This is a genomic window from Arthrobacter sp. 05L417, from assembly GCF_056397865.1.
On sequence record NZ_JBFTOG010000046.1, the window covers coordinates 1 to 21,893 of the forward strand.

General features: G+C 64.4%; 19 protein-coding genes and 1 pseudogene. 7 read left to right on the forward strand and 13 right to left on the reverse strand.

Features of this window, described 5'->3' with window-relative positions; genetic code table 11:
- The 6 genes and pseudogenes from AC1DJW_RS23390 to AC1DJW_RS23415 form a co-directional block, all read left to right on the forward strand.
- Positions 1-220 (forward strand): annotated as a pseudogene (locus AC1DJW_RS23390) (hypothetical protein); the annotation flags it as partial.
- 109 nt (positions 221-329) lie between these two features.
- Positions 330-1,325: a Gfo/Idh/MocA family oxidoreductase gene (locus tag AC1DJW_RS23395; RefSeq protein WP_390283177.1), complete on the forward strand. Its 996-nt coding sequence runs from the start codon at positions 330-332 to the stop codon at positions 1,323-1,325.
- Positions 1,325-2,368: a Gfo/Idh/MocA family protein gene (locus tag AC1DJW_RS23400; RefSeq protein WP_476902646.1), complete on the forward strand. Its 1,044-nt coding sequence runs from the start codon at positions 1,325-1,327 to the stop codon at positions 2,366-2,368. Before AC1DJW_RS23395 ends, AC1DJW_RS23400 begins: the two co-directional genes overlap by 1 nt.
- Positions 2,369-2,403: 35 nt before the next feature.
- Entirely contained in the window at positions 2,404-3,507 is a 1,104-nt protein-coding gene (locus AC1DJW_RS23405) for a Gfo/Idh/MocA family oxidoreductase (RefSeq protein ID WP_476902647.1), read from the forward strand.
- Positions 3,507-4,325 (forward strand): TIM barrel protein, encoded by an 819-nt coding sequence (locus AC1DJW_RS23410; RefSeq protein ID WP_476902648.1) that lies wholly within the window; start codon positions 3,507-3,509, stop codon positions 4,323-4,325. Before AC1DJW_RS23405 ends, AC1DJW_RS23410 begins: the two co-directional genes overlap by 1 nt.
- On the forward strand, positions 4,322-5,353 hold the full coding sequence (locus AC1DJW_RS23415; protein ID WP_476902649.1) for a Gfo/Idh/MocA family oxidoreductase: 1,032 nt from the start codon (positions 4,322-4,324) through the stop codon (positions 5,351-5,353). The genes AC1DJW_RS23410 and AC1DJW_RS23415 overlap by 4 nt, the downstream gene beginning before the upstream one ends.
- Positions 5,354-5,562: 209 nt before the next feature.
- Here AC1DJW_RS23415 and iolB read toward each other — a convergent pair whose 3' ends face one another.
- The 5 genes from iolB to AC1DJW_RS23440 form a co-directional block, all read right to left on the reverse strand.
- On the reverse strand, positions 5,563-6,456 hold the full coding sequence (gene iolB, locus AC1DJW_RS23420) for a 5-deoxy-glucuronate isomerase (protein WP_284751405.1): 894 nt from the start codon (positions 6,454-6,456) through the stop codon (positions 5,563-5,565).
- 17 nt (positions 6,457-6,473) lie between these two features.
- Positions 6,474-7,214: a GntR family transcriptional regulator gene (locus AC1DJW_RS23425; protein ID WP_059388160.1), complete on the reverse strand. Its 741-nt coding sequence runs from the start codon at positions 7,212-7,214 to the stop codon at positions 6,474-6,476.
- A 196-nt stretch (positions 7,215-7,410) separates the two neighbouring features.
- Complete coding sequence (locus AC1DJW_RS23430; protein ID WP_459342635.1) at positions 7,411-7,860, reverse strand: hypothetical protein; 450 nt, start codon at positions 7,858-7,860, stop codon at positions 7,411-7,413.
- 25 nt (positions 7,861-7,885) lie between these two features.
- Complete coding sequence (locus tag AC1DJW_RS23435; RefSeq protein WP_390283190.1) at positions 7,886-8,290, reverse strand: cupredoxin domain-containing protein; 405 nt, start codon at positions 8,288-8,290, stop codon at positions 7,886-7,888.
- 127 nt (positions 8,291-8,417) lie between these two features.
- Positions 8,418-9,197 (reverse strand): gamma-glutamyl-gamma-aminobutyrate hydrolase family protein, encoded by a 780-nt coding sequence (locus AC1DJW_RS23440; RefSeq protein WP_390283192.1) that lies wholly within the window; start codon positions 9,195-9,197, stop codon positions 8,418-8,420.
- Positions 9,198-9,260: 63 nt separating this feature from the next.
- On the opposite strand from AC1DJW_RS23440, the gene AC1DJW_RS23445 reads away from it, so the two are divergent.
- Positions 9,261-10,394: an LOG family protein gene (locus AC1DJW_RS23445; RefSeq protein WP_476902650.1), complete on the forward strand. Its 1,134-nt coding sequence runs from the start codon at positions 9,261-9,263 to the stop codon at positions 10,392-10,394.
- 149 nt (positions 10,395-10,543) lie between these two features.
- Here the strand turns inward: AC1DJW_RS23445 and AC1DJW_RS23450 are convergent, their stop codons facing one another.
- From AC1DJW_RS23450 to betA, 8 genes are all read right to left on the reverse strand, one after another.
- Positions 10,544-11,383: an IclR family transcriptional regulator gene (locus AC1DJW_RS23450; RefSeq protein ID WP_476902651.1), complete on the reverse strand. Its 840-nt coding sequence runs from the start codon at positions 11,381-11,383 to the stop codon at positions 10,544-10,546.
- 121 nt (positions 11,384-11,504) lie between these two features.
- A complete protein-coding gene (locus AC1DJW_RS23455) occupies positions 11,505-12,761 on the reverse strand; it encodes an aminopeptidase P family protein (protein WP_476902652.1) in 1,257 nt (418 codons plus the stop codon).
- A gap of 32 nt (positions 12,762-12,793) precedes the next feature.
- Positions 12,794-14,200, reverse strand: coding sequence for an MFS transporter (locus AC1DJW_RS23460; RefSeq protein ID WP_476902653.1), 1,407 nt, complete (start codon positions 14,198-14,200; stop codon positions 12,794-12,796).
- Positions 14,201-14,508: 308 nt separating this feature from the next.
- Entirely contained in the window at positions 14,509-15,483 is a 975-nt protein-coding gene (locus AC1DJW_RS23465) for an ABC transporter substrate-binding protein (protein WP_284751413.1), read from the reverse strand.
- A 38-nt stretch (positions 15,484-15,521) separates the two neighbouring features.
- Positions 15,522-17,558, reverse strand: coding sequence for an ABC transporter permease (locus AC1DJW_RS23470; protein ID WP_459342631.1), 2,037 nt, complete (start codon positions 17,556-17,558; stop codon positions 15,522-15,524).
- Positions 17,555-18,589 (reverse strand): quaternary amine ABC transporter ATP-binding protein, encoded by a 1,035-nt coding sequence (locus AC1DJW_RS23475; RefSeq protein ID WP_390283202.1) that lies wholly within the window; start codon positions 18,587-18,589, stop codon positions 17,555-17,557. The genes AC1DJW_RS23470 and AC1DJW_RS23475 overlap by 4 nt, the downstream gene beginning before the upstream one ends.
- Positions 18,586-20,106, reverse strand: coding sequence for an aldehyde dehydrogenase family protein (locus AC1DJW_RS23480; protein ID WP_390283204.1), 1,521 nt, complete (start codon positions 20,104-20,106; stop codon positions 18,586-18,588). The genes AC1DJW_RS23475 and AC1DJW_RS23480 overlap by 4 nt, the downstream gene beginning before the upstream one ends.
- Complete coding sequence (gene betA, locus AC1DJW_RS23485; protein ID WP_284751417.1) at positions 20,103-21,851, reverse strand: choline dehydrogenase; 1,749 nt, start codon at positions 21,849-21,851, stop codon at positions 20,103-20,105. Before betA ends, AC1DJW_RS23480 begins: the two co-directional genes overlap by 4 nt.
- Positions 21,852-21,893 lie beyond the last annotated feature (42 nt).

Below are 21,893 nucleotides of genomic sequence, written 5' to 3' on the forward strand. Positions count from 1 at the left end.
GATCGGCTACTACGACAAGAAGGACATCACCCTGGACGAACTCACCGCCCAGATGGCCGGCGGCGCGGAACTGGCAGAACTCGCCCACGAACTCGAACAACTCGGCGGGCACACGGAGGCCCTCAAGGAAGTCCAAGCCGAAGTCGCCGGGGTATCCGAAGTGACCGACGTCGCCGGCGCTGCTGACGATTCAAGGGAAAGCAGCCCGCGGCACGCCTAGCGCGCAGGAGACCAGCGCGGACGGAGACGGGGGTCCGCCGGAAAGCGGATGGGCCCCCGCCCGCCATGCCACCGCCGGAATGTGAACAAGAAGTAGACGGGAAGACAGCATGCCGATCCGGGTAGGCGTTATCGGCGCCGGCGTCATGGGCGCAGACCACATCAGAAACCTCTCCACCACTATCAGCGGGGCCGAAGTCACCTTTGTGGCTGACCTCGACGCCGGACGTGCGGCAGCCGCGGCGCCGCCGTCCGCACGCATCACCACCGATCCTTCCGAGCTGATCAACTCCAGCGAGGTTGACGCCGTCGTCGTCGCTTCACATGACTCCACCCATGCCGGACTGGTGCTGGAATGCTTCGAAGCAATGACCCCGGTGCTGTGCGAAAAGCCGTTGGCTCCCACGCTCCTGGAAAGCCGCGAAGTGGTGGAGGCCGAAGCCGATCTCCTTGCAGCAACGGGTGCCCGGTTGCTGTCGATGGGCTTTATGCGGCGGTTCGATCCCGGCTATGTCGCGCTGCGCGAAGCCACCCGGGCACGCACCCAAGGCGAGCCTTTGCAGGTCCACTGCATTAGCCGGACGGCGTCCGCGGGACCGGGCGCGAGCTCGGAATCCGCCATCACCAATTCGGCCATCCACGAGCTCGACATCATCCCCTGGCTGCTGGACTCGCCTATCACCGAGGTGTCCTGGCAAGCGGGGCGGAGTTCCCGGCACAGTACCGGTGATCTACGGGACCCGGCCTTTATGCTCCTGCGCGCGGCCGACGGCACCCTGGCCACCCTCGAACTCTTCCTCAACGCACAGTACGGCTACACCACGCGATGCGAGGTCGTGTCAGAGTTCGGCACCGCCGCACTCCCGGAACCGGCCGCCCTCGATGTCCGGCAGGAAGGGAAGCGCAGTTCCGAAATCCCCGCAGACTGGCGTCCACGCTTCGCCGACGCTTACCGCTTGCAACTTCAGGCGTGGATCTCAGCCCTCGAAAAGGGAGAGCCTGCGCCGCTCGCAACCGGTGAGGACGGTCTGCGGGCGTCGCAGCTGGCACAAGCGATGATCCGCTCGCTCCACAGCGACGGGGCATACACGAAGGTGGTCTACTGATGGTTTCATCCGGGCTGCCAGTATCAAGGGTCCCGGATTCCCGCGATGCTCCAGCGTTGCGCTGGGGGATCATGGGCCCGGGGTGGATCGCCGAACGCTTCACGGAATCGGTGCAGGCCCACTCAACGCAAGTGATCGCCGCCGTCGGCTCCCGTTCCTTGGAACGGTCCAAGGCGTTCGCGGACGCTTTCGGCGTGCCCGCCGCCTATGGGAGCTACGAAGAGCTGGCCACGGCTCCGGACATTGACATCGTGTACGTATGCACGCCGCACAATTTCCACCACGCGGCTGCCGTGCTCGCCATCGACGCCGGCAAACACGTCCTGATCGAGAAACCGATCGGTCTGAATGCTGCGCAGGCGCGGGATATCGCCGCGCAGGCCAAGGCAGCTGGCGTCTTCGCCGCCGAGGCCATGTGGAGCTTCTTCCTTCCGAAGTTCGACGTGATCCGGCAAGTGCTCGACGCCGGGACGCTGGGTACCGTGACAACGGTCCTCGCGGAATACGGCGAGCACTTCGAACCCAGCCACCGCATCTTCGACCCCGCACTGGCTGGTGGGCCTCTGCTGGACCTGGGCACCTACCCGCTGGCACTCATCACCGAGATCCTGGGCGCGCCCGAACGCTTGAGCGCCTTCGGCCAGCCCCACGAATCGGGTGTCAACGCCCAGCTCTCCGCCATTATGCAATTCCCGGGCGGAAGCCAGGCCGTGATGAATGCGCACCTGCACAATTTCACCACCACCGCGGCAACGATCGTTGGTTCCGAGGCCACGTTGACCATCGACGGCCCCTTCAACATGCCCGGCGGTTTCGAGATCCGGTTCCCGGACGGCACGCGGCTTCGCCACAACGAAGCGGCTGGCGGGCATTTGGAGGGCTTGCATTACGAAGCAGCAGCGGTGGCCCGCGCCATCGCCGCCGGTGAGATGGAAACCCCACAACGGCCCTTGGCGTCCTCCATCCGGACGATGGACGTCGCCGATGAAATCCGCCGCCAAGTGGGCATTGAATTCCCGGGCGAAGGCAACGTCCCCGCCTGAGCAATTGTTGTACTGACTATCGAAAGGACGGGCCCATGGCCTACATCGAACAGCATTCAGCCGGTCTTCCCACGCCCGTGCGGCTTGGCCTCATAGGCTCCGGCTGGATGGGAGCGTTCCATGGCGAAAGCATAGCCCGCCGGGTTCCCGGTGCGGTCCTGGCCGCCGTCGCCGATCCCAACGTGGACTCCGCGGCGTCCGTGGCTTCCCAGCTTGGTACGGCGAAGGTCACCGCAGACGCCGCGGACATCATGGCGGATCCGGACATCGACGCCGTGATCATTGCCAGCCCGGCACGCTTCCACGCTTCCCTGATTGCCCAGGCCGCAGCTGCGGGCAAGCACGTGTTTTGCGAGAAGCCCGCCGCGCAGAGCCTCGAAGAGCTCGACGCCGCCCTCCGCGCCGTCGAGACCGCAGGGGTACATTTCCAGATCGGATTCAACCGCCGCTACGCCACCGACTTCCAGGCCGCCAAGAAGGACCTGGCCGAAGGAATCGTGGGGGAGCCGCAGCTCTTGCGCTCGTTAACGAGGGATCCCGGCACCGGGAGCATCGGACATGCAGCCAGGATTCCGGCCTGGACGATTTTCCTGGAAACCCTCATTCACGACTTCGACACCCTGAACTGGTTCAACGAAGGGGCCGAGCCGGTGGAGGTCTACGCCGTCGCGGACGCCCTGGTGGAACCGAGCCTGCGTGATCAAGGATTCCTGGACACCGCCGTGGTCACCATCCGCTACAGCAATGGGGCACTGGCAGTGGCCGAGGCCAACTTCAGCGCGCTTTACGGCTACGACGTCAGGGGCGAAGTCTTCGGCTCCAAGGGCATGGTGCAGGCTGGACGGCATACTGAAACGGCTGCCCTGAGGTACACCGCAGAGGGCCTCTCCGCGGAGACTCCGAGGCTCAACGTGGAACTGTTCCGGGATGCCTATACCGAAGAACTTGTGGACTTCGCGGCGGCAGTCCGCGCGCGCCGCGACGGCGCGCAACCGCCGTCGGGCGCTTTCACCCTCACCCCGGGAGCCGCTGACGCGCGGCGCGCCCTGGCGATGGCTTTGGCCTGCATCGAGTCGGTCCAGCAAGGCGGACCGGTGGCCGTTACGGCTGTTTCGAGCAACAGCAAGGCGGGTGTCTGATGCGGCTGGCAGTTTGCGCCGAGATGGTCTTCACGGAGTTGCCGTTCACCGAACGGGTACGTCGGATCCATGAGGCCGGATTCGACGTCGAACTCTGGGACTCGAGGAACAAGGACATTGCGGCGCTCAAGGCGAGCGGCGCGGTCTTTTCCTCCATGACCGGGTACACCTCCGGGAGCCTGGTTGACGCTGACACCGCCGAGGACGTGGTGAGGACGGCGGAGACGCTGATTCCGACGGCCTTGGAGCTCGGCGTCAGCCGCATGGTGGTGCACTCGGCGGAGCTGATCGACGGCAAAGCGGCCCGTCCCGTCTACCGCTCCAACGGCAGCATGTGGATCACGGGTGCCCGGACCCTGGAGCGACTTGGCGCGCTCGGGGAAAAGCACGGACTGACGTTTTGCCTCGAAAACCTCAACACCGTGCTGGACCACCCCGGAATTCCGCTGGCCCGGGCCAAGGACACCCTCGCGCTTGTGGAGGCGGCCGGACATCCCAACGTGAAGATGATGCTGGACCTGTACCACGCACAGCTGGGGGAGGGGAACCTCATTGAACTGGTCCGCACCGCCTTGCCGCACATCGGCGAGATCCAGGTGGCGGATGTCCCTGGGCGCTGCGAGCCCGGCACCGGCGAAATCAACTACGTGGCTGTGGCCCGGGCGCTCGTCGCTGCGGGCTACGAAGGCACCGTCGGCATGGAGGCATGGGCCAGCGGCGACGACCTGGAGGCGCTTGAGGCGTTCCGCCGGGCGTTCACGCCTAGCGTCGCGGAGTCCCGGAACAGCTCAGCTTTTTCAACGGAGGTAGCACTATGAAGGACGTCGTTCTCGGGCTGGTTGGAGTAGGGCGGATCGGCGTGATGCATGCGGGCAACATCGCCGCCCTCAACGGGGAACTGAATGGGCAGGGCATCAATGTGGAGTTGCGGCTCACGGATGTGGCCGCAGAACACGCCCGCAAGGTGGCGGCCGGTCTCGGCGCCGAGTTCCTGCCGTCGGTAGAGGCCTTGATCGCCTCCGGAGTGGATGGCTTGGTGATCGCGACCGGAACGGGCACGCACCCTGAACTGATCCGCGCGGGAGTGGATGCCGGTATCCCGGTGTTCTGCGAGAAGCCCGTGGCCATGAATGTGGCCGATTCGCTGCCTGTCCTGGAACATATCCGTGCCAACGACGGCGTGGTGCAGATCGGCCACCAGCGTCGCTTCGATGCCGGCTACCTTGAAGCGAGGCGCGCGTACCAAGCGGGGGAGCTCGGCTGGATCCACTCGCTCCGCGCCGTGACCTGCGATATGGCTCCGCCGCCCGTGGAGTTCCTGGCAACGTCCGGCGGGCTGTTCCGTGATTGCTCGGTCCACGACTTCGACATCCTGCGCTGGCTGACCGGCCGCGAGATCGTGGAGGTCTATGCCAAAGGTTCCAACAATGGTGATCCCGCCATCGGAGAAGTGGGCGATGTGGACACCGCCTTGGCTCTGATCACGTTCGACGACGGGACGGTTGGCACAGTCTCGGCCACCCGTTACAACGGCGCAGGGCATGACGTCCGCCTCGAAATCCAGGGCTCCAAGCGTTCCCTCATGGTTGGCCTGGACGACAAGACAGCCATGGAGTCAGCCGAGGCCGGGATCGCCTTCCCGTCCGGAGAACCCCACAAGACCTTCGCCGAACGCTTCGACCAGGCCTATCGCTCGGAAATGGCGGCCTTCGTTGAGCTGGTCCTGGGCCAACGGGACAACCCGTGCACCCCGGAGGACGCCGTCGCAGCTTCCCGGGTGGCGGATGCCGCGCAGGAGTCGCTGGCAAGCGGGGTCCCGGTCAGGGTGGCGCTGGTGACGGCCTAAGCCTGTTAGGCGATCACAGGCCCCAACTAACTAGCAGTTGTTGTCGTTTTGACGGCTCATAACGACAACAACTGCTTGGGCCCACGCCGCCAGGGTTCCCTGGCCGTGGGGCCCTGCCGGCGAGGGCCCCAGCCTGAGCTTGCGAAGGTTGGGAGCCGGCGGGGACTTGCGAGGCGAGGGTGGCGGTGGGGATTGGGTGTGCGGACTCCTTAGGCGCCGAACGGCAATCGGGGGTCGATGTCTTGTCCGTCCCAGCCCTGCCGCACCCACCCGTGGTGGGGGTCGTCGCTGATGAGCCATTCGCGCACGGGTCCCGGGCCGGCCATGACGTTCAGGTAGTACAAGTCATAGCCGGGAGCTGCCATGGCAGGGCCGTGCCAGCCGTAGGGAACAAGAACGACGTCGCCCGTGCGGACCTCCGCGGCCACGTCGATCGGGCGCTCATCGGAGGCGTAGACGCGCTGGTAGCCGATCGCGTCTGCATCTGCGGGGGCGCCGGAGCCATCCGCAACGCGGGTCTCGAAGTAGTAGATCTCCTCGAGTTGCGTTTCGCCGTCCTTTTCCTCGTCATGCTTGTGCGGGGGATAGGAAGACCAGTTGCCCGCGGGGGTCAGCACTTCGCAGACGATGAATCGGTCCGCCTCGAGGGCGGCTGGGGTGCCGAAGTTGTGGACCTGGCGCGAACAGTTGCCTGCTCCACGCAACTCCACCGGGGTTTCCGCGGCGGTCACGAGCCTGGTGGGGTACGAGGCGTTGGCGGGGGCGGTCGCGACGGCGACGCGGCCGCCGTCGGGCGAACTGATGGTGACGGCAGCGTTCGTGCCGGAATACAGGACATCGCTAGGGCCATGGAAAACCGACGCCCGCCCCGCAAGGGGATACTCGACGTCGTCGACCGTCACCGTAAAGGCGCCGTTGAGCGGCACAATGATCCGCTCTTCAGCTGCGGCGGGGAGCTCGACGGCGGCGCCCGCGGCGAGCGTGGCGACCTTGAGCCCGGTGTGGGCCCAACCGTCCACAGTCAAGGCTGAATCGGAGGTTCCGAGCGAGATGTCCCAATCGCCGTCGTTGGCGGTTCCCAGTGGATAGACCCAGTTGGCCATGAAGTTATGTCCTTGCGTTAGCGCTGTACGAGTGTCATTTCAAAGCTGTAGGAATCGGCCCGGTAGACGTGGTGGCCGGTCTCCACCATGCGTCCGGTGTCGTCGACGGCGGTGCGTTCCATGGTGACCAAAGCCGAGCCGACTTCCGCCTCCAAGAGCGGCGCCTGGTAGTCGTTGGCGATCATGGCGCCGATCCGCTGCGAAGCGAGGCGGAAGTTGACGCCGCCGCGGCGGAGGATGGCGTAGAGGCCTTCCTCGGCGAGCATGGCCTCGTCCATAGTCGCGATGTCGTCGCGGACCCAGTTCTCCATGAGCGCCAGCGGCTTGCCGCCCACTTTGCGGAGGCGGGTGAAGTGGTAGACCTTGGAGCCGGCCGGAAGCTGGAGGGCTGTCAGCGTGGCGGCGTCGGCCTCCATGTGCGAGAAGCTGAGGACCTGCGTTGTTGGCTTCTTGCCGTTGTTGGTCAGGTCGTCGTAGAGGCTGGAGAGTTCCAGGGGCCGGCGGACCTGGCTTGACACCACCTGCGTGCCGACGCCGCGCTTGCGGACCAACAGGCCCGAGCGGACAAGTTCGTCCATGGCCTTGCGCATGGTAGGCCGCGACAGGTTGAGCTGGGCGGCGAGGTCTATCTCGTTGTCCAAGCGGCTGCCGGGCTCCAGGACTCCGCTGTGGATGGCGGCCTCGATGCCCTGGACCACCTGGTGGTACAAAGGCACAGGGGAAGAACGGTCGATAGTGAGGCCAAGTTGATTCGCCATTGCATGCTCCCTCGCATTCCGGGACTGTCCCGGAAGTCACAAGCATGTCCGCTCATGTTCGCTTGATAGGACATACTGCTTTACTGATGATAGCAGGAGCATTGCGCGGGTCAAGGGTGCCGGAGGCACGTTTATTGTGCCGTTTCAGGTCCCTTGTTTTGGGCATGTCCAGACATCAGGACCAGACCTCGCGCCCTCAGCGGCGGCGTCGGGCGCTGCTGCGTTGACGGACGTAGCCGACGGCGGCAAGCACGGCGCCCAGTCCCTCGGCGACTGCGCTGAGGGTCTTCTCGAAAAACCATACGGGCTCGTACATGGACGGGAGCGGACCGATGGCAGGTATGTCGACATAGCGGTAGAGGAGGACCGCTATGAAGGCGCTTCCAGCGACGACCACCGCGGCGGCGTAGGCTGGCCGACTGCCGCGGACCAGGACATACAGGGCGACGAGAATTGCGACCGCGCCCTCAAGGCGGAACAGATTGCCTTCCCCGATTCCGCCGGGGGCACCCAATTGGTAGCCGGAGGCGAGATCGAAGTGCACCAGAGCGTCGATGACCAGGGCTGCCGCCACAAGCAGTCGCAACAGGATGTCCTTGGGCCTGCGGCTCATCGGCTTGCGGCGGGCCGCTTCACGAGTGCTCATTTCAGGGTCCTCATTTCACGCACGCTCACTTCACGACCAGCGTTCCGTGCATGTTGGAGTGGTAGGCGCAGTGGTAGGGGTAGCTGCCCGGCGTGGTGGGCGCGGTGAACTGGGCTGTCCCGCCCCCGCCGTCGACGGCGGCGTCGAAGGCCTTTCCGTCGTCCGAGGTGACAGTGTGGGCCTGGGCGTCCTCGTTCCTGACGGTGATTTTGCCGCCAGGGCTGACCGAGACGGGTCCTTGATAGCCGAAGTCCTTGATGGTGATGGTGAGCGATTGGGAGGTCCCGGACGGCGGAGCAGTCGACGACGCGGCGGAAGGCGGGCTCGAAGACGCGCCCTGATAGCCGGTTCCGGACGCTCCGCAACCGTTCACGCCGATCAGGGCGGCCGCTCCTACGACGGCCATCAAGGCCTTGGCGTTGTTCCTCATGATTCGTTCCCCGCTCCTCGTGTCCGGTGGCGAGAACGTGCTTGCCACATTGATGAGACGAATTCCGGAGCCGTCAGGTTCACGGGCGCGGGAAATTGATTCTGGCGGGCGGAGGCTGCCGTCTCCATCACCCCACGGGACGCAGCGTCCTGCAGACTTCCACGAAAGCCTTGAACGGGGCGAGCCGTTCCTCGTCGGGCAGCTGCGAGGCCTCGGGATGCCATTGCACGGATGCCACCCAGCGCTGCGGGTCCTCGAGGGCCTCCACGGTCCCGTCCTCCGCGACCGCCGTGACCACCAAGCCATCGCCTACCCGCGCCACGGCTTGGTGATGTCCCGAAGCAATCCGCACCGAGTTCCGTGAGCCATGGAGGCGAGCGACCTTTGAATGCGGTGAAAGTTCGACGTCGTGCCACGCCCAGGCACTTAGCTCACCTTCCGCCGGGGTCAGGCCGTTATGCTCCACCAGTGAGGGATGCATGTCCTGGATGAGCGTCCCGCCGTAGACCACGTTGAGGAGCTGGTGGCCGCGGCAGATGCCGAGGGTGGGTAAACCGGCGTCGAGCGATCCACGGGCGACCGCCAGGTCCAATCGATCCTGGTCAGGGTTGACGTCGTAGCAGGCTTCAGTCGCTTCTTCGCCGTAGAGTCGCGGATCCAGGTCACCGCCGCCGGGCAGCAGGACCCCGTTGAGGGAACGGAGCTCGGCGGCCAGCTGGCCGGCTTCGTCGGTGAAGGAGGCGTCCAGCAGTACGGGCTCCGCGCCGGCGTCGCGCACCAGTTCGACGATGAAGTCGAAGAGTTCATTCGCCTCTCCCACGCGGGCATCCGCGTCTTCGGAGCTGCTGAGGCGGACGGGAATACCGATCCGGGGCCGGACGCTGCTCTGCTGTTCGGAAGTCTGCATGCTCCATGATGCACTGGCCGGGCGACTCCTGCGCAACGGGAACCGCGGGCTTACGCTGATGCCATGAATCCGTCCCGCGCCCTGACTCCCAGTCCCCGCACGCTCGACATTGAGAGCGTGGCCCATTTCGACAGGCTTCTGAGCTCCGGTGCCGTGACGATGCACGGATGGCACGCCCAGTCGCTGGACCTGCGAGGTCGACGGGCGGACCTGCAGCGGATGGATCCGCAAGGCGCCATCTTTCTGGGCTGCACCTTTGATGACGGGGTCGAGGACTCGCTGCGCAGCCGCGGCGCACTCATCTTTCCCAAGCTGCGCGGAGTACCGTTCAACCCGTACCGGGGCAGCCTCTACAGCGCCGCCGAACTGTACGAGGACATCGACTCGACGGAGTACGAAGCCACCCTGGACGCCCAGGTCTACCACTGGAGCATCATGCCGGGGCAACGGACCAGCTTGGACGCCACCCTCGCCGCCGCGCTGCACGACCACGCCATCGGGGACGCCCTGGACGAGCTCCTGGGCAATGGGGATTTCGCAGGGAACAAGATCGTGGGAGTCATGGGCGGGCATGTCGCCCAACGCGGAACCACGGACTTCGATGACGCCGCGCGCCTGGGACGGCTCTTGGCCTTGTCCGGCTTCACGGTGGCCACCGGGGGAGGCCCGGGCGCCATGGAAGCCGCCAATTTCGGCGCCTACTTGAGCGGCCTGCCCGACGCCGACTTCGCCGTCGCGCTGAAATCGCTCGCGGCGGTGCCGGGTTTCCGCCCCTCGGTGACGGCCTGGGCGCGGGCGGCGGCCGCCGTCGTCGGGCACCATCCGCGCGGAACGACGTCGCTGGGCATCCCCACCTGGTTTTACGGGCACGAGCCACCCAACCTCTTCGCCACCCACATCGCCAAGTACTTCGCCAACTCCATGCGCGAAGCGATCCTGCTGGAACTGTGCAACGGCGGGATCGTGTTCCTCCCGGGCTCAGCCGGCACTGTGCAGGAAATCTTCCAGGACGCGTGCGAGAACTTCTACGGCGCCCCGGAAACCGTCACGCCCATGGTGCTCGTGGGGCGCGACCACTGGGAGCACAAGTATCCCGCGTGGCCCATGTTGCAGAGCCTTGCTGCCGGGAAAGTGATGGAGGGCCGGATCTTCCTGGTGGACAGCGTCGAGGAAGCGCTCGCCGTCGTCGCGGGCTAACTGCGTGGGTTCCGCCCGGCCGGCCCAACTGACTCGCATTTGTTGTCCTTATGGCGGCTCAAAACGACAACTGCGTGGGCCCACACCGCCAGGGTTCCCTGGCCGTGGGGACTTGCGAGGCGAGGGTCGCGGTGGGGACTACTTGGGAGTTAGTGCGGGGCGCGGCCGCCCAGGCGCGTGGTGATTTTGCGGGCTGCGGCTTGGCATGCCTCGCCGAGGCTGGCGAGCGTGTCCTGCGAGACCCGGAACTTCGGCGCCGGGATCAGGACGGAGGCAACGATGTCTCCGCGGTGGTCAAAGACGGGCGATGCGACGCCGACTTCTTCGATGGACGTTTCGCCGAAATTGAAGGCCCAGCCCCGGGTCACGGACTCCTGCAGCCGAAGCAGGTAGGCCTCGATTGCTTCCTCGTCGAGACCGGGCAATGTAATGGAGCCGCTGCGGAGGAGCTTGCGGACACGGTCGGCGTCTTCGGCGGCAAGGAAGACCTGTACCGAAGAGCTGAGCGCCTCGTTGTAGCGGGCACCCAACGGTGCGAGGTGCTTGACCTGGTGCCGGCTGGCGATTTGCTCCACGCACATGGATTCGCTCCCGTTCCACACCATGAGCGCGCTCGTCTCGCCGGTCCGTTCGCTCAGTTCGCGCAGGACGGGATAGGCCACCCGGCGCTCCTCGAGTTCGGCGAGGAGCGGGCCGGCAAGGGCGATCATCCCCAGGCCGAGCCGGAAGCGGCGGGACTCGGGGTCGCGTTCCACCAGGTGTTCTTGTTCGAAGGTCGCCAGGATCCGGGACACGGTGCTCTTGTGCAAGCCGATCCTGCCGGCGATCTCGGTGACTCCCAGCAAGGGTTCCTCGGCGGTGAAGCTGCGGAGCACGGCAATGGCGTTCTCGAGTACCGAAGCGCCTTTGGAATCGCCGTTGGCCGGGGTGTCGCTGATGGTTGTACGCGGTTCTGCACGCCGTTCTGCACGCGGTTCTGCTGGGGTCATGATGGTCACTATATGGCTCTTTTAATGGGGACATGCCCAGCCTTGGCCTACAGCAATGAGCATATGAGTCATATGTCCATTGCTCGGGCGCAAGACAGGGCATGTCCATTGGAGGTGGGTGCTAGGCGCCGATGATGTTGTATTCCGGGCCGAAGGGGAATTTGGTGATGTTCTCGGCACCGTCTTCACCGACCACCAGGATGTCGTGTTCCCGGTACCCGCCGGCACCCGCCTGGCCATCGAGGACCGTGATCATCGGCTCCATGGAGACCACCATTCCTGGCTCCAGGACCGTGTCGATGTCTTCGCGCAGCTCCAGTCCGGCTTCACGTCCGTAGTAGTGGGAGAGGACGCCGAAGGAGTGTCCGTAGCCAAAGGTGCGGTTGGCGAGCAGTCCATGCGCAACATAGATCTCGTTCAGCTCAGCCGCGATGTCCTTGCAGACTGCCCCGGGCTTGATGAGTTCCAGTCCGCGCTTGTGGACCTCCACGTTGATGTTCCACAGCTCCAGGGAGCGGGCATCGGGTTCGCCGTAGAACAGTGTCCGCTCCAGGGCCGTGTAGTAGCCCGAGGTCATGGGGAAGCAGTTCAGTGACAGGATGTCGTGTTCCTGGATCTTGCGGGTGGTTGCCCAGTTGTGGGCGCCGTCGGTGTTGATGCCGGACTGGAACCACACCCAGGTATCGCGGATCTCGGAGTCCGGGAACGTCCGGGCTATCTCGTGGACCATGGCTTCGGTGCCGATCAGGGCGACCTCGTACTCAGTGATCCCTGCAGTGATGTCGTTGCGGATGGCCTCGCCGCCGAGGTCGCCGATCCGGGCGCCGTGCTTGATGACCTCGATCTCTTCGGCAGACTTGATCATGCGCTGGCGCATCGCGGCCTGGGCCACATCCACAAGCGTCGCGCCGGAGAAGGCGGCTTGGATCTTGTTGCGGTTGTCCAGCGGAAGGGAATCGTCCTCAACACCCAGACGACGGACGGTGATCCCGCGGGTTCGCAGCACTTCCTGGATGCCGAAGATGTAGTTGTCCCGGCGCCAGTCGGTGTAGACAAGGTTGTCCCCGTAGCTGCGGCGCCACGGCATTCCGGCGTCGATGTTGGCGGTAACGGTGACGGTGTCCTCGGCCGTGACCACCATGGCGTAGGAACGGCCGAAGTAGGTGAACAGGAAGTCGGAGTAGTACTTGATGGAGTGGTAGCTGGTCAGGACAACGGCGTCCAGATCCTTCTCGGCCATGATCCGGCGAAGACCCGCGAGGCGTCGTTCAAACTCTGTGTCGGAGAACGTCAGGGAGACTTTCTCTCCGTTGTTGAGGACCTTGAGGCGTTCAAGCTTGGCGACATCGCTGACGGCTTCATTCTCGGTGATGGTCATGGGTGGTGTTCCTTTCAATGGGTGGGTTGTTTTCAGTCCTGCTGCAGGGGCTTCTTGGAAGTCTCTACGGCGAAGAGGACCGCGATGAGGGAAATTATGGAGGCTGCCACGAGGTACCAGCCGGGGGCCAGCTGGTTGCGGGTCAGACCGATGAGGAGTGTTGCCATGAACGGGGCGGTGCCGCCGAACAGGGCGTTGGAGAGATTGAAGCTGACGGCGAAGCCGCTGTAGCGGACCCTCGTGGGGAAGAGCTCGGCAAGGAAGCTGGGCAGGGTGCCGTCGTTGAGCGTGAGCATGGCGCCCAGCAGGATCTGGACCAGGACAATGACCAGGAAGTTGCCGGTGTCGAGGAGCATGAACGCGGGAACGGTCAGCACCACGAACAGCACGGACGCTGTGATGAGCATGCGCTTCCGGCCGAACCTGTCCGAGGCGATACCCGTCAGGAAGATGAATCCGATGTAGCTGACGAGGGCAATCGTGGTGGCCAGGAACGATTCGGCCGCACCGAAGTGAAGCTCCTCGGAAAGGTACGTCGGCATGTAGCTGAGGATCACGTAGAAGCCGACGGCGTTGAGCAGCACCGCGCCCGTCGCGATGATCAGCTGCTTGCGGTACGTCTTGAACATCGCGAAGGCCGGAGCCTTGACCGCGGTGTCCTTCGCGGCCATTTCTCGGAAGGCCGGGGTGTCCTCGAGCTTGGTACGTATGTAGCGGCCAATCAGGCCCATCGGGGCGGCCAGGAGGAAGGGCAATCGCCAGCCCCATTCGCCGAGCTGCTCCGCGCTCAGTACCGTGCTGAGCAGTGCCGCCAGCAGGGAACCGAGCAGCAGGCCTGCCGCCGTGCTGGCAGGTACGACGGCGGCATAGAGTCCGCGCCGATTGGCCGGCGCGTATTCCACCAGGAAGGCTGAGGCACCTGCGTATTCGCCGGCGGCCGAGAAGCCCTGGACAACCCGGACGAGCAGCAGGAGGACCGGCGCCATGACGCCGATGGTGTTGTAGCCGGGGATGAGGGCGATGCAGAACGTAGCCACGGACATGAGCACGATCGAGAGGGAGAGCGCTTGTTTGCGTCCGAGGCGGTCACCGATGTGGCCCCAGATGAATCCGCCCAATGGACGGACAAAGAAGGAGACGGCGAAGACGCCAAACGTTGCGAGCAGTGCGGTCTGCCGGTCCGATGCGGGGAAGAAGACGGTCGAGATGATCCCGGCAAGGTAGCCGTAGACGGCGTAGTCGAACCATTCGACGAAGTTGCCGATGAAGCTTGCAGTGATAACGCGGCGGCGGGTGTCTTTGCTGACTGTGTGGCTAGCCGTTGGCTTTGACGGGCCGCCCGGGGTGGCTGCCGCATCGGGAAGGTCGCCGGACCCGCCTTTGGATCCGGCACTGGCGTTTCCCTGGATTGCTGCCACGGAGGATGTTTCGTTTTTCATGAATCCACCAAGAACTTTTGGGGTTGCATTCAACGCAACGCTGTTGCACCAGAATAGATGTGTTGCGCGTCACCGTCAAGAGTCTTCGCTCACCACCCAACTGACTCGCACTTGTTGTCGTTTTGAGGGCGCTAAACGACAACAAGTGCGAGTCAGTTGGGGGAGGGTGGGGGAAGTTGGGTGCGTTAGTTGCAACATGGTTGCGTTGAGCGGTGCGAAAGGGGCAAGGCCCGCCAGGTAAAGGCACAAAAGAAGCTCCCCGGATCGCAAGGATCCGGGGAGCTTCAGGGGGGAGAGGGGTTCAGGGACTATTTGAGCCAGGCGGCCACCACATCGGGGTGGGCATCCACCCATTTCTTGGCGGCGGCGTCCGGCTTCATGCCGCCCTGGATATCCGTTGCGACCGAGTCCTGGTCGGCGTTGGTCCACGAGAAGGCCTTGAGCAGTTTCGCTGCGGGAGAACCGCTGTCCGCAAACTTCTTGGCCATCACTTTGTTCAGTTTGTAATCGGGGTAGTCACAGGCGACCTTCTCGGCGTCGGCATCGCAGCCCGGGGTGTAGGCGGGCAGGCTGACTTTCTTGAGGGGGACCTCTGAGAGGAACCATTGCGGTTCGTAGAAGTAGCCCAGCAGCGGTGTCTTGTTCTTTTCGGCCGTACGGAACGACTGGATCAGAGCTGCTTCCGAGCCCGAGAAGACCACTTTGTAGTCGAGCCCAAGGTTCTTGACCAGGGCTTCGTCGTTGGTCACGAAGGCGGGGTCGCCGTCCAGGACCTGGCCTTTGCCGCCTGATTCGGAGGTGGCAAAGAGTGAGGCGTACTTGTTCAGGTTCTTGCTGTCCAGGATGTCCGGGTACTTCTGGACCATCCATGGTGGTACGTACCAGCCGATGTGCCCTTCGTTGCCCGTGGGGCCTGCGTCCACAGCCACTTTTTGGTCCGTGATGTACTGCTTCGTGAGGTCCGCGTGACCCCAGTTCTCGAGGATGACATCGACTTCACCGGAACCAAAGCCCTGCCAGGAGATCTGCTCCGACAGGTCCTTCTGGACTACTGTGCAACCGAGTTTGTTTTGGGCTACGTAGCTGTAGACGGCCGCATTTGCCGTGTAACCGACCCACGCGTTGAGGGCGACATTGACGGTTCCGCAGGGCGTATCCGAGGAGCCTGCGGCTGCCGCTTGGTTCACGGAAGCGCCTCCGCAGCCAGCTAGCAAGAGGGCTGCAGTAACGGTTCCGGCAAGGACGGGAATTGTTCGTTTCAAAAGCTGTCTTGTTCTACTCATGGTTGGGGTCTCCTTGTTGGGGCGGTGAACGGGGAGGACTAGTGCGCGCTCGATTTTGCTGAGCGGATTTTGCGGACCGGGTCGGCTGCCGCAGCTTGGGTGATGCGGTCCAGCAGGATGCCGAGGAAGACGATGGCCAGGCCGGCGGCGAGGCCCTTGCCGAACAGCGAGCTCTGGACAAAGCCGGCGACGACGTCGTACCCCAGGCCGCCTGCACCGACCAGTGCTCCGACGACTACCATGGCCAAGACGTAGATCAAGCCTTGGTTTGCGGCGAGGGCCAGGGATTTCCTGGCCATGGGGAGCTGGACCTTGGTGATGACCTGCCACGGGGTTGACCCGCTGGATACCGCAGCCTCCATGACGGTGGGGGAGATCGCTGCGATGCCGTCGGCCGTGATCTTGATGGCCACAGGCGCTGCATAGATAATTCCGGCGACGATGGCCGTGAACCTCGTTGCGCCGAAAAGGCCTAGGAACGGAACCAAGTAGACGAAGGCAGGCATGGTCTGGCCCGCATCCAGCATGGGCCGCATGATCTGGTCCACCTTGTTGGACCTTCCCATCGCCACACCGAAGATGATGCCCAGCACCATGACCACGGCCGTGGCAACAAGGGTGCTGGCCAGGGTGACCATGGCATCGCTCCACAGGCCGAGGTAAATGATCGCGGCCAGGCATGAGGCGGTGACCAGTGCCAGCTTCCAACCACCGAGTGCGTAAGCCGCCACGAGGACAACCGCGACGAGGAGGTAGAAAGGGGTGTCGGTCAGAAGGGATTGGAACGGGTTGAGGATTCCGTTGGTCAGGGCCTCGCGGAACGACACCGTAAACAGGGAGAGATTTGTCTGCAGCCATGCGCTGGCAGCGCCGACTCCGCTGACGATGTCCGGGCCAAAGTTGAGGTTCTTCGGAAAGGCTGCGGCCCAGAGCATCGTCCGGGAAAGCTGGACCATGACAAGGACAACGACGAGGCTGACAGCGAGCAGGATGTACCTAGCTCTGCGCGATATCCGGCGCTTGCGGGCTGCCCCGGGTTCGGCCCGGCGGCTGGCGGCCGTGGTGACCCGGTCCAGCACAATGGCCAGGAGGACGATCGACAGGCCGGCGTTGACTGCCGTCCCGACGTCGAGCGATTGCAAGGCACGCACAACCACTTGGCCCAGCCCCGGCGCCGCGATCAGCGCCGCGATGGTGACCATGGACAAAGCAGCCATGGTGCTTTGGTTGATCCCCATCACGATGGTGCGCCGTGCCAAGGGGAGTTGCAGGGTGAGAAGCCGCTGAAACCCTGTGGTGCCCAAGGAGTCGGAGGCTTCCCGGGTGTTCTCCGGGATGTTCCGGATTCCGTGTGCCGTCAGTCGGATGAGCGGAGGCACGGCGTAGATCACCGTGGCGATGACCGCGGAGGCAGGGCCGATCAGGAAGATGAGGGCCAAAGGAGCCAGATAGACGAACGTGGGGAGGATTTGCATGAAGTCGAGGACCGGGGTGATCACTTGGGAAACCCGGCCCGAGATCCCGGCCAATACTCCGAGCGGGATGCCGATCAGCAGGCTGAACAGCACGGCTGTGAGGACGAGGGCGAAGGTGTAAGACGCTTCGGTAAACAGACCCTGGAGGCCGAAGAACGTGAATGCGGCTGCCGTCAGCAATCCCACCCGGGCATTGCCGACCGCAAAGGCGATCCAGCTGAGCAGGCCGACAGTTCCCAGCCAGCCGATTTCCGGTAGGCGAAGCCCGGTAGAGCTGGCGGCAAAAGTGCTGGTGAACAGGTTTGCGACTGAATCGACGGCGGAGCGGAAGGGAGTAAAGACGTACTGGAAAAGGGGATTGTCCGCTCGGTTCGATGCGACCCAGGCATTGAATTGGTTGAGCGAACGGTGCAGGTCAGTCAATTCCGACGCCGGCAGAGTGAGGGTCGATGTGCCGTGCAGGAACAAGAACCCGAGGAGCCAGAGGACTCCGGCGGCACCCAGGAGTACTGCTCGGCGACTCAGCCGCTTGCGCGGCGGGCGGAGGGCGTTGGCGCTGGTCTGAACCGGGGCCCGGTCACGAACGAGAGTGGACATCATGCCGCTACTTCCGTGCTGCGGATGACCGACAAGATGCTGTCGCGGTCGATCTGGCCGGTGATCCTGCCGGAGTCTTCCACGAGCACGGGACACGATGAGTTCATGACGGTGGGAATGGCGTCGCGGATGATCGTGCCGGCGCTCAGGACGGGAGCATCCCCGGGAGTGCCCAAAGCTACCGGATCAGTGATCCATTTGAGCGTCAGGACATCCGCGCGGGGTACTTCGGAGACGAAGTCGGCAATGTACTTGTCCGCTGGCGATCCGACAAGGTCATCGCCGGTGCCGCACTGGACTGTCTCGCCGTTCCGCATGATCAGGATGCGGTCCCCGAGTTTGAGCGCTTCGGATAGGTCGTGGGTAACGAACACCATCGTCTTGCCCATCTCTTTGTGCAGCCGGATGACTTCCGCCTGCATATCGCGCCGGATGAGCGGGTCCAGGGCCGAGAACGGCTCGTCGAAGAGGATGGTGTCCGGATCGCCCGCCAAGGCGCGGCCAAGCCCAACACGCTGCTGCATTCCGCCGGAAAGCTGATCGGGGAAATGCTGCTCGTAGCCCTTGAGGCCTACCAGTTCGATGATTTCGCGGGATTTGGCGTAACGCTCATTTTTTGACGCCCCACGGATCTGCAATCCGTAGGAGACGTTGTCCAGCACGGTGCGGTGCGGGAGGAGGCCGAAGTGCTGGAAGACCATGGACATCTTCCTCCGGCGCAGTTCCCGAAGTTCGGTGGTTCCCGCGTCCAACACGTCTTTTCCGTCGACCAGGACGGAACCCGACGTCGGTTCGATCAGCCGGGTGAGGCACCGGATCAGGGTGGACTTTCCTGATCCGGACAGGCCCATGACGACGAACACCTCGCCCTTGGCGACGTCGAAGTTCATGTCCCGCACGGCAGCATTGCAGCCGGTGCGTTCAAGCAATTCGCCTGAGCTCAAGCTCGATAGTTCCGGATTCTTAGGGATCTTTTCACCTCCGGGTCCGAAGACCTTCCAGAGGTTGCGCACTGATATGTCAGGACTGCTCATTGCTGTACTCCTGCCTGCGGCGGCTCGAACCAGTGGCTGGGCCCGGGGCTGATGTTTTGCCAGATGTGTTTTGTTTCTCGGTATTCGGCCAAGCCAGCGAGCCCCAATTCGCGGCCATTGCCTGACTGTCCAAAGCCGCCCCATTCGGCTTGCGGAACGTACGGGTGGTAGTCGTTGATCCAGACCGTCCCGTGACGCAGCGCTTCGGAGACCCGCTGGGCCTTCGAGGCGTCTGCCGTCCACACGGCACCGGCCAGTCCGTAGACGGTGTCGTTCGCCAGCCGGACGGCCTCTTCCTCGGTGGTGAACGTTTCCACCGTCATGACGGGGCCAAAGGATTCCTCCTGGACCACGCGCATCGAGGTCTTGCACCCGTCCAACACGGTGGGCGGGTAGAAACTGCCACGGCCCAGTTCCGGGGTGTCCGGAATGAAGCCCCCGCACAGCAGCCGCGCGCCCTCCGCAACTCCGGCCTGCACGTAGGCATGGACCTTGTCCCGGTGGGCCGTGGAGATCAGCGGGCCGGTCTGGGCCTCTTGGTCGAAGGGGCCGCCCAGCCGGATCTGGCGTGCACGGCGTACCACTTCGGCCACAAACTCCTCGTGAATGGACTCTTCGACAATGAGCCGCGCCCCGGCCGAGCAGACCTGGCCCGAGTTCAGGAAGACGGCAGTCAAGGCGTTGTCGATCGCGGCCTCCCGGTCAGCGTCGGCAAAGACCACATTCGGGTTCTTGCCTCCGAGTTCGAGGGCCACGCGCTTGACCGTCTCCGCCGCGGCCACCATGATCCGCTTGCCGGTTTCCAGCCCGCCCGTGAAGGAGACCAGATCGACCCGCGGATCCGAACTGAGCACAGCCCCGACCTCCGGTCCCGTTCCCGTCACGAGGTTCGCGACGCCGTCGGGCACGCCTGCTTCCCGCAGGGTGTCCATGAGGAGGATGGACGTCGAAGGCGTCAACTCACTGGGCTTGAGGACAAAAGTGTTCCCGGCCAACAGCGCCGGTGCAACTTTCCACGAAGCCTGGAGGAGCGGATAGTTCCACGGCGTGATGAGGCCGCAGACGCCCACGGGTGCATGGACGACCCGACTGATGGCGCCAGGCCGGCCGGTATCGATCACGCGGCCCGCGTCCGTGCCTGCCACGCTGCCGTAGTAGCGGAAGCAGGCGATGACGTCGTCGATGTCGTATTCGGCTTCGACCAGGCGCTTGCCGGTGTCGAGGGCTTCGGCCGCGGCGTATGCGGCCTTGTCCCGCTGCAGCAGCCCGGCCACGCGGAGCAGGATCGCGCCGCGTTCCAGTTCCGGAGTGCGCGGCCAGAGGCCGTCGTCGAACGCCGTACGGGCGCTAGCCACCGCTGCCTCGGCATCAGCCGCCGTGCACTCTGCGACGTCGGCAACGTGCGTACCGTCCGCCGGGCAGTTGATGCTGCGGATTCCTCCGGCGGACTGCCGCCAGCCGCCGTCAACGTAGCTGCCGCGCACCGTGTGGGTCTGGGAAAGTTGTGGGCTGTTCATGCCGCTCCTTGGTTCCTTGCCGGAGTGACCTGGGGCTGGCCGTCCAGGCTTTCCAGGTTGTCCGGAACCGGGCTGCTGCCGTGCCGGTAGAACTCGGCGGCGATCGGAGCGAGGGGTTCGCGGCCCTGGATCAAGTCCGCAGCTTTCTCGGCCAGCATCATGACCGGCGCGTAGATGTTGCCGTTGGTCACGTAGGGCATTGCCGAAGCGTCAGCCACCCGCAGGCCTGAGGTGCCGTGCACCCTCATGCTGAGCGGGTCCACCACGGCCATGGGATCGGTCGCCGGACCCATCTTTGCGGTGCAGGACGGGTGCAGGGCGGTTTCGGCGTCGCGGGCTACCCAGTCGAGGATTTCCTCGTCTGTCTGGACGGACGGACCGGGTGAGAGCTCACCGCCATCGAAAGGCGCCATGGCCGACTGCTCCAGGATCTGCCGGGAAATCCGGATGGCTTCGACCCACTCGCGCCGGTCCTGCTCCGTGGAAAGGTAGTTGAATTTCATGGACGGGTGGGCGGTCGGGTCCGTGGAAGTGATCTTCAGGCTGCCGCGCGCATCGGAGTACATGGGCCCGATGTGCACTTGGTAGCCATGCTTGGCGTCGGCCTTTTGGCCGTCATAACGGACGGCAACAGGCAGGAAGTGGAACATGAGGTTGGGGTAGGCCACGTCTTCGTTGGACCGCACAAAGCCGCCGCCTTCGAAGTGGTTGGTGGCCGCTGGTCCCTTGCGCCCGAACAGCCACTGCAGGCCGATCCATGGATAGCGCCACAGGCTCAGGCTCGGCTGCATGGACACCGGCTGGGTGCAGGCGTGCTGGATGTAGACCTCCAGGTGGTCCTGCAGGTTTTCGCCGACGCCGGGCAGGTCGATTACTGGCTTGATGCCGAGGGACTTGAGGTGCGTGGAGTCCCCGACGCCGGACAACTGCAGGAGCTGCGGGGTGTTGATGGCCCCTCCGCACAGGACGACTTCCTGGGCATCCACGCTGTGCTGTTTGCCGTTGCGTCGATAGCTGACGCCCGTGGCCCTGACATCGGACGTTCCAATGCCGTCGAAGTTGATTTTCGAGACGAGGGCCCGGGTCCTGACCGTGAGGTTCGGCCGGTTGAGGTGCGGCCGCAAGTAGGCACGCGAGGCGGAGAGCCGCTGGCCCTTGTGGACATTGCGGTCGAAGGGACCGAAGCCCTCCTGCCGGTACCCGTTGACATCGTTGGTCCGTGCGAATCCGGCTTGTTGGGCCGCGCGGAAGAAGGCTTGGAAGAGGGGATTGCGCGCCGGACCGCGTTCAAGGACCAGCGGTCCGTCGTGTCCGCGCAGTTCATCGTCGGGTTCCGCGGCGAGCGCGGTCTCCATGCGGTTGAAGTAGGGGAGGCAGTGTGCGAAGTCCCAGGTCTCCATCCCGGCGTCGGCTCCCCAGCGTTCGTAGTCCAAGGGGTTGCCGCGCTGGAAGATCATCCCGTTGATGGAACTTGAGCCGCCCAGGACCTTGCCGCGGGTGTGGGCGATCCGGCGTCCGTGCATGTGCGGCTCGGGGTCGGATTGGTACCGCCAGTCGTAGAACCTGTTCCCGCTGGGGAAGGTGAGCGCCGCGGGCATCTGGATGAACAGGTCCCAGGGGTAGTCGCTGCGGCCAGCCTCCAGGACCAGGACGGTCTTGGAGGGGTCCGCGCTGAGCCTGTCTGCCAGCACCGATCCGGCGCTGCCCCCACCCACGATGACGTAGTCAAACTTTTCGTTGGCCATTAGTTGAACTCCTTTGAAGTGATCCCCATTGCTGTGTCGAGT

Bases quoted from the DNA above. Each gene is read 5' to 3' on its own strand.
- AC1DJW_RS23415 (WP_476902649.1), top strand. From the start codon at position 4,322: ATGAAGGACGTCGTTCTCGGGCTGGTTGGAGTAGGGCGGATCGGCGTG.
- AC1DJW_RS23435 (WP_390283190.1), bottom strand. From the start codon at position 8,290: ATGAGGAACAACGCCAAGGCCTTGATGGCCGTCGTAGGAGCGGCCGCC.
- AC1DJW_RS23405 (WP_476902647.1), top strand. From the start codon at position 2,404: ATGGCCTACATCGAACAGCATTCAGCCGGTCTTCCCACGCCCGTGCGG.
- AC1DJW_RS23460 (WP_476902653.1), bottom strand. From the start codon at position 14,200: ATGAAAAACGAAACATCCTCCGTGGCAGCAATCCAGGGAAACGCCAGT.
- AC1DJW_RS23480 (WP_390283204.1), bottom strand. From the start codon at position 20,106: ATGAACAGCCCACAACTTTCCCAGACCCACACGGTGCGCGGCAGCTAC.
- AC1DJW_RS23430 (WP_459342635.1), bottom strand. From the start codon at position 7,860: ATGAGCACTCGTGAAGCGGCCCGCCGCAAGCCGATGAGCCGCAGGCCC.
- AC1DJW_RS23475 (WP_390283202.1), bottom strand. From the start codon at position 18,589: ATGAGCAGTCCTGACATATCAGTGCGCAACCTCTGGAAGGTCTTCGGA.
- iolB (WP_284751405.1), bottom strand. From the start codon at position 6,456: ATGGCCAACTGGGTCTATCCACTGGGAACCGCCAACGACGGCGATTGG.
- AC1DJW_RS23465 (WP_284751413.1), bottom strand. From the start codon at position 15,483: ATGAGTAGAACAAGACAGCTTTTGAAACGAACAATTCCCGTCCTTGCC.
- AC1DJW_RS23425 (WP_059388160.1), bottom strand. From the start codon at position 7,214: ATGGCGAATCAACTTGGCCTCACTATCGACCGTTCTTCCCCTGTGCCT.
- AC1DJW_RS23400 (WP_476902646.1), top strand. From the start codon at position 1,325: ATGGTTTCATCCGGGCTGCCAGTATCAAGGGTCCCGGATTCCCGCGAT.
- AC1DJW_RS23440 (WP_390283192.1), bottom strand. From the start codon at position 9,197: ATGCAGACTTCCGAACAGCAGAGCAGCGTCCGGCCCCGGATCGGTATT.
- AC1DJW_RS23410 (WP_476902648.1), top strand. From the start codon at position 3,507: ATGCGGCTGGCAGTTTGCGCCGAGATGGTCTTCACGGAGTTGCCGTTC.
- AC1DJW_RS23455 (WP_476902652.1), bottom strand. From the start codon at position 12,761: ATGACCATCACCGAGAATGAAGCCGTCAGCGATGTCGCCAAGCTTGAA.
- AC1DJW_RS23445 (WP_476902650.1), top strand. From the start codon at position 9,261: ATGAATCCGTCCCGCGCCCTGACTCCCAGTCCCCGCACGCTCGACATT.
- betA (WP_284751417.1), bottom strand. From the start codon at position 21,851: ATGGCCAACGAAAAGTTTGACTACGTCATCGTGGGTGGGGGCAGCGCC.
- AC1DJW_RS23470 (WP_459342631.1), bottom strand. From the start codon at position 17,558: ATGATGTCCACTCTCGTTCGTGACCGGGCCCCGGTTCAGACCAGCGCC.
- AC1DJW_RS23450 (WP_476902651.1), bottom strand. From the start codon at position 11,383: ATGACCCCAGCAGAACCGCGTGCAGAACGGCGTGCAGAACCGCGTACA.
- AC1DJW_RS23395 (WP_390283177.1), top strand. From the start codon at position 330: ATGCCGATCCGGGTAGGCGTTATCGGCGCCGGCGTCATGGGCGCAGAC.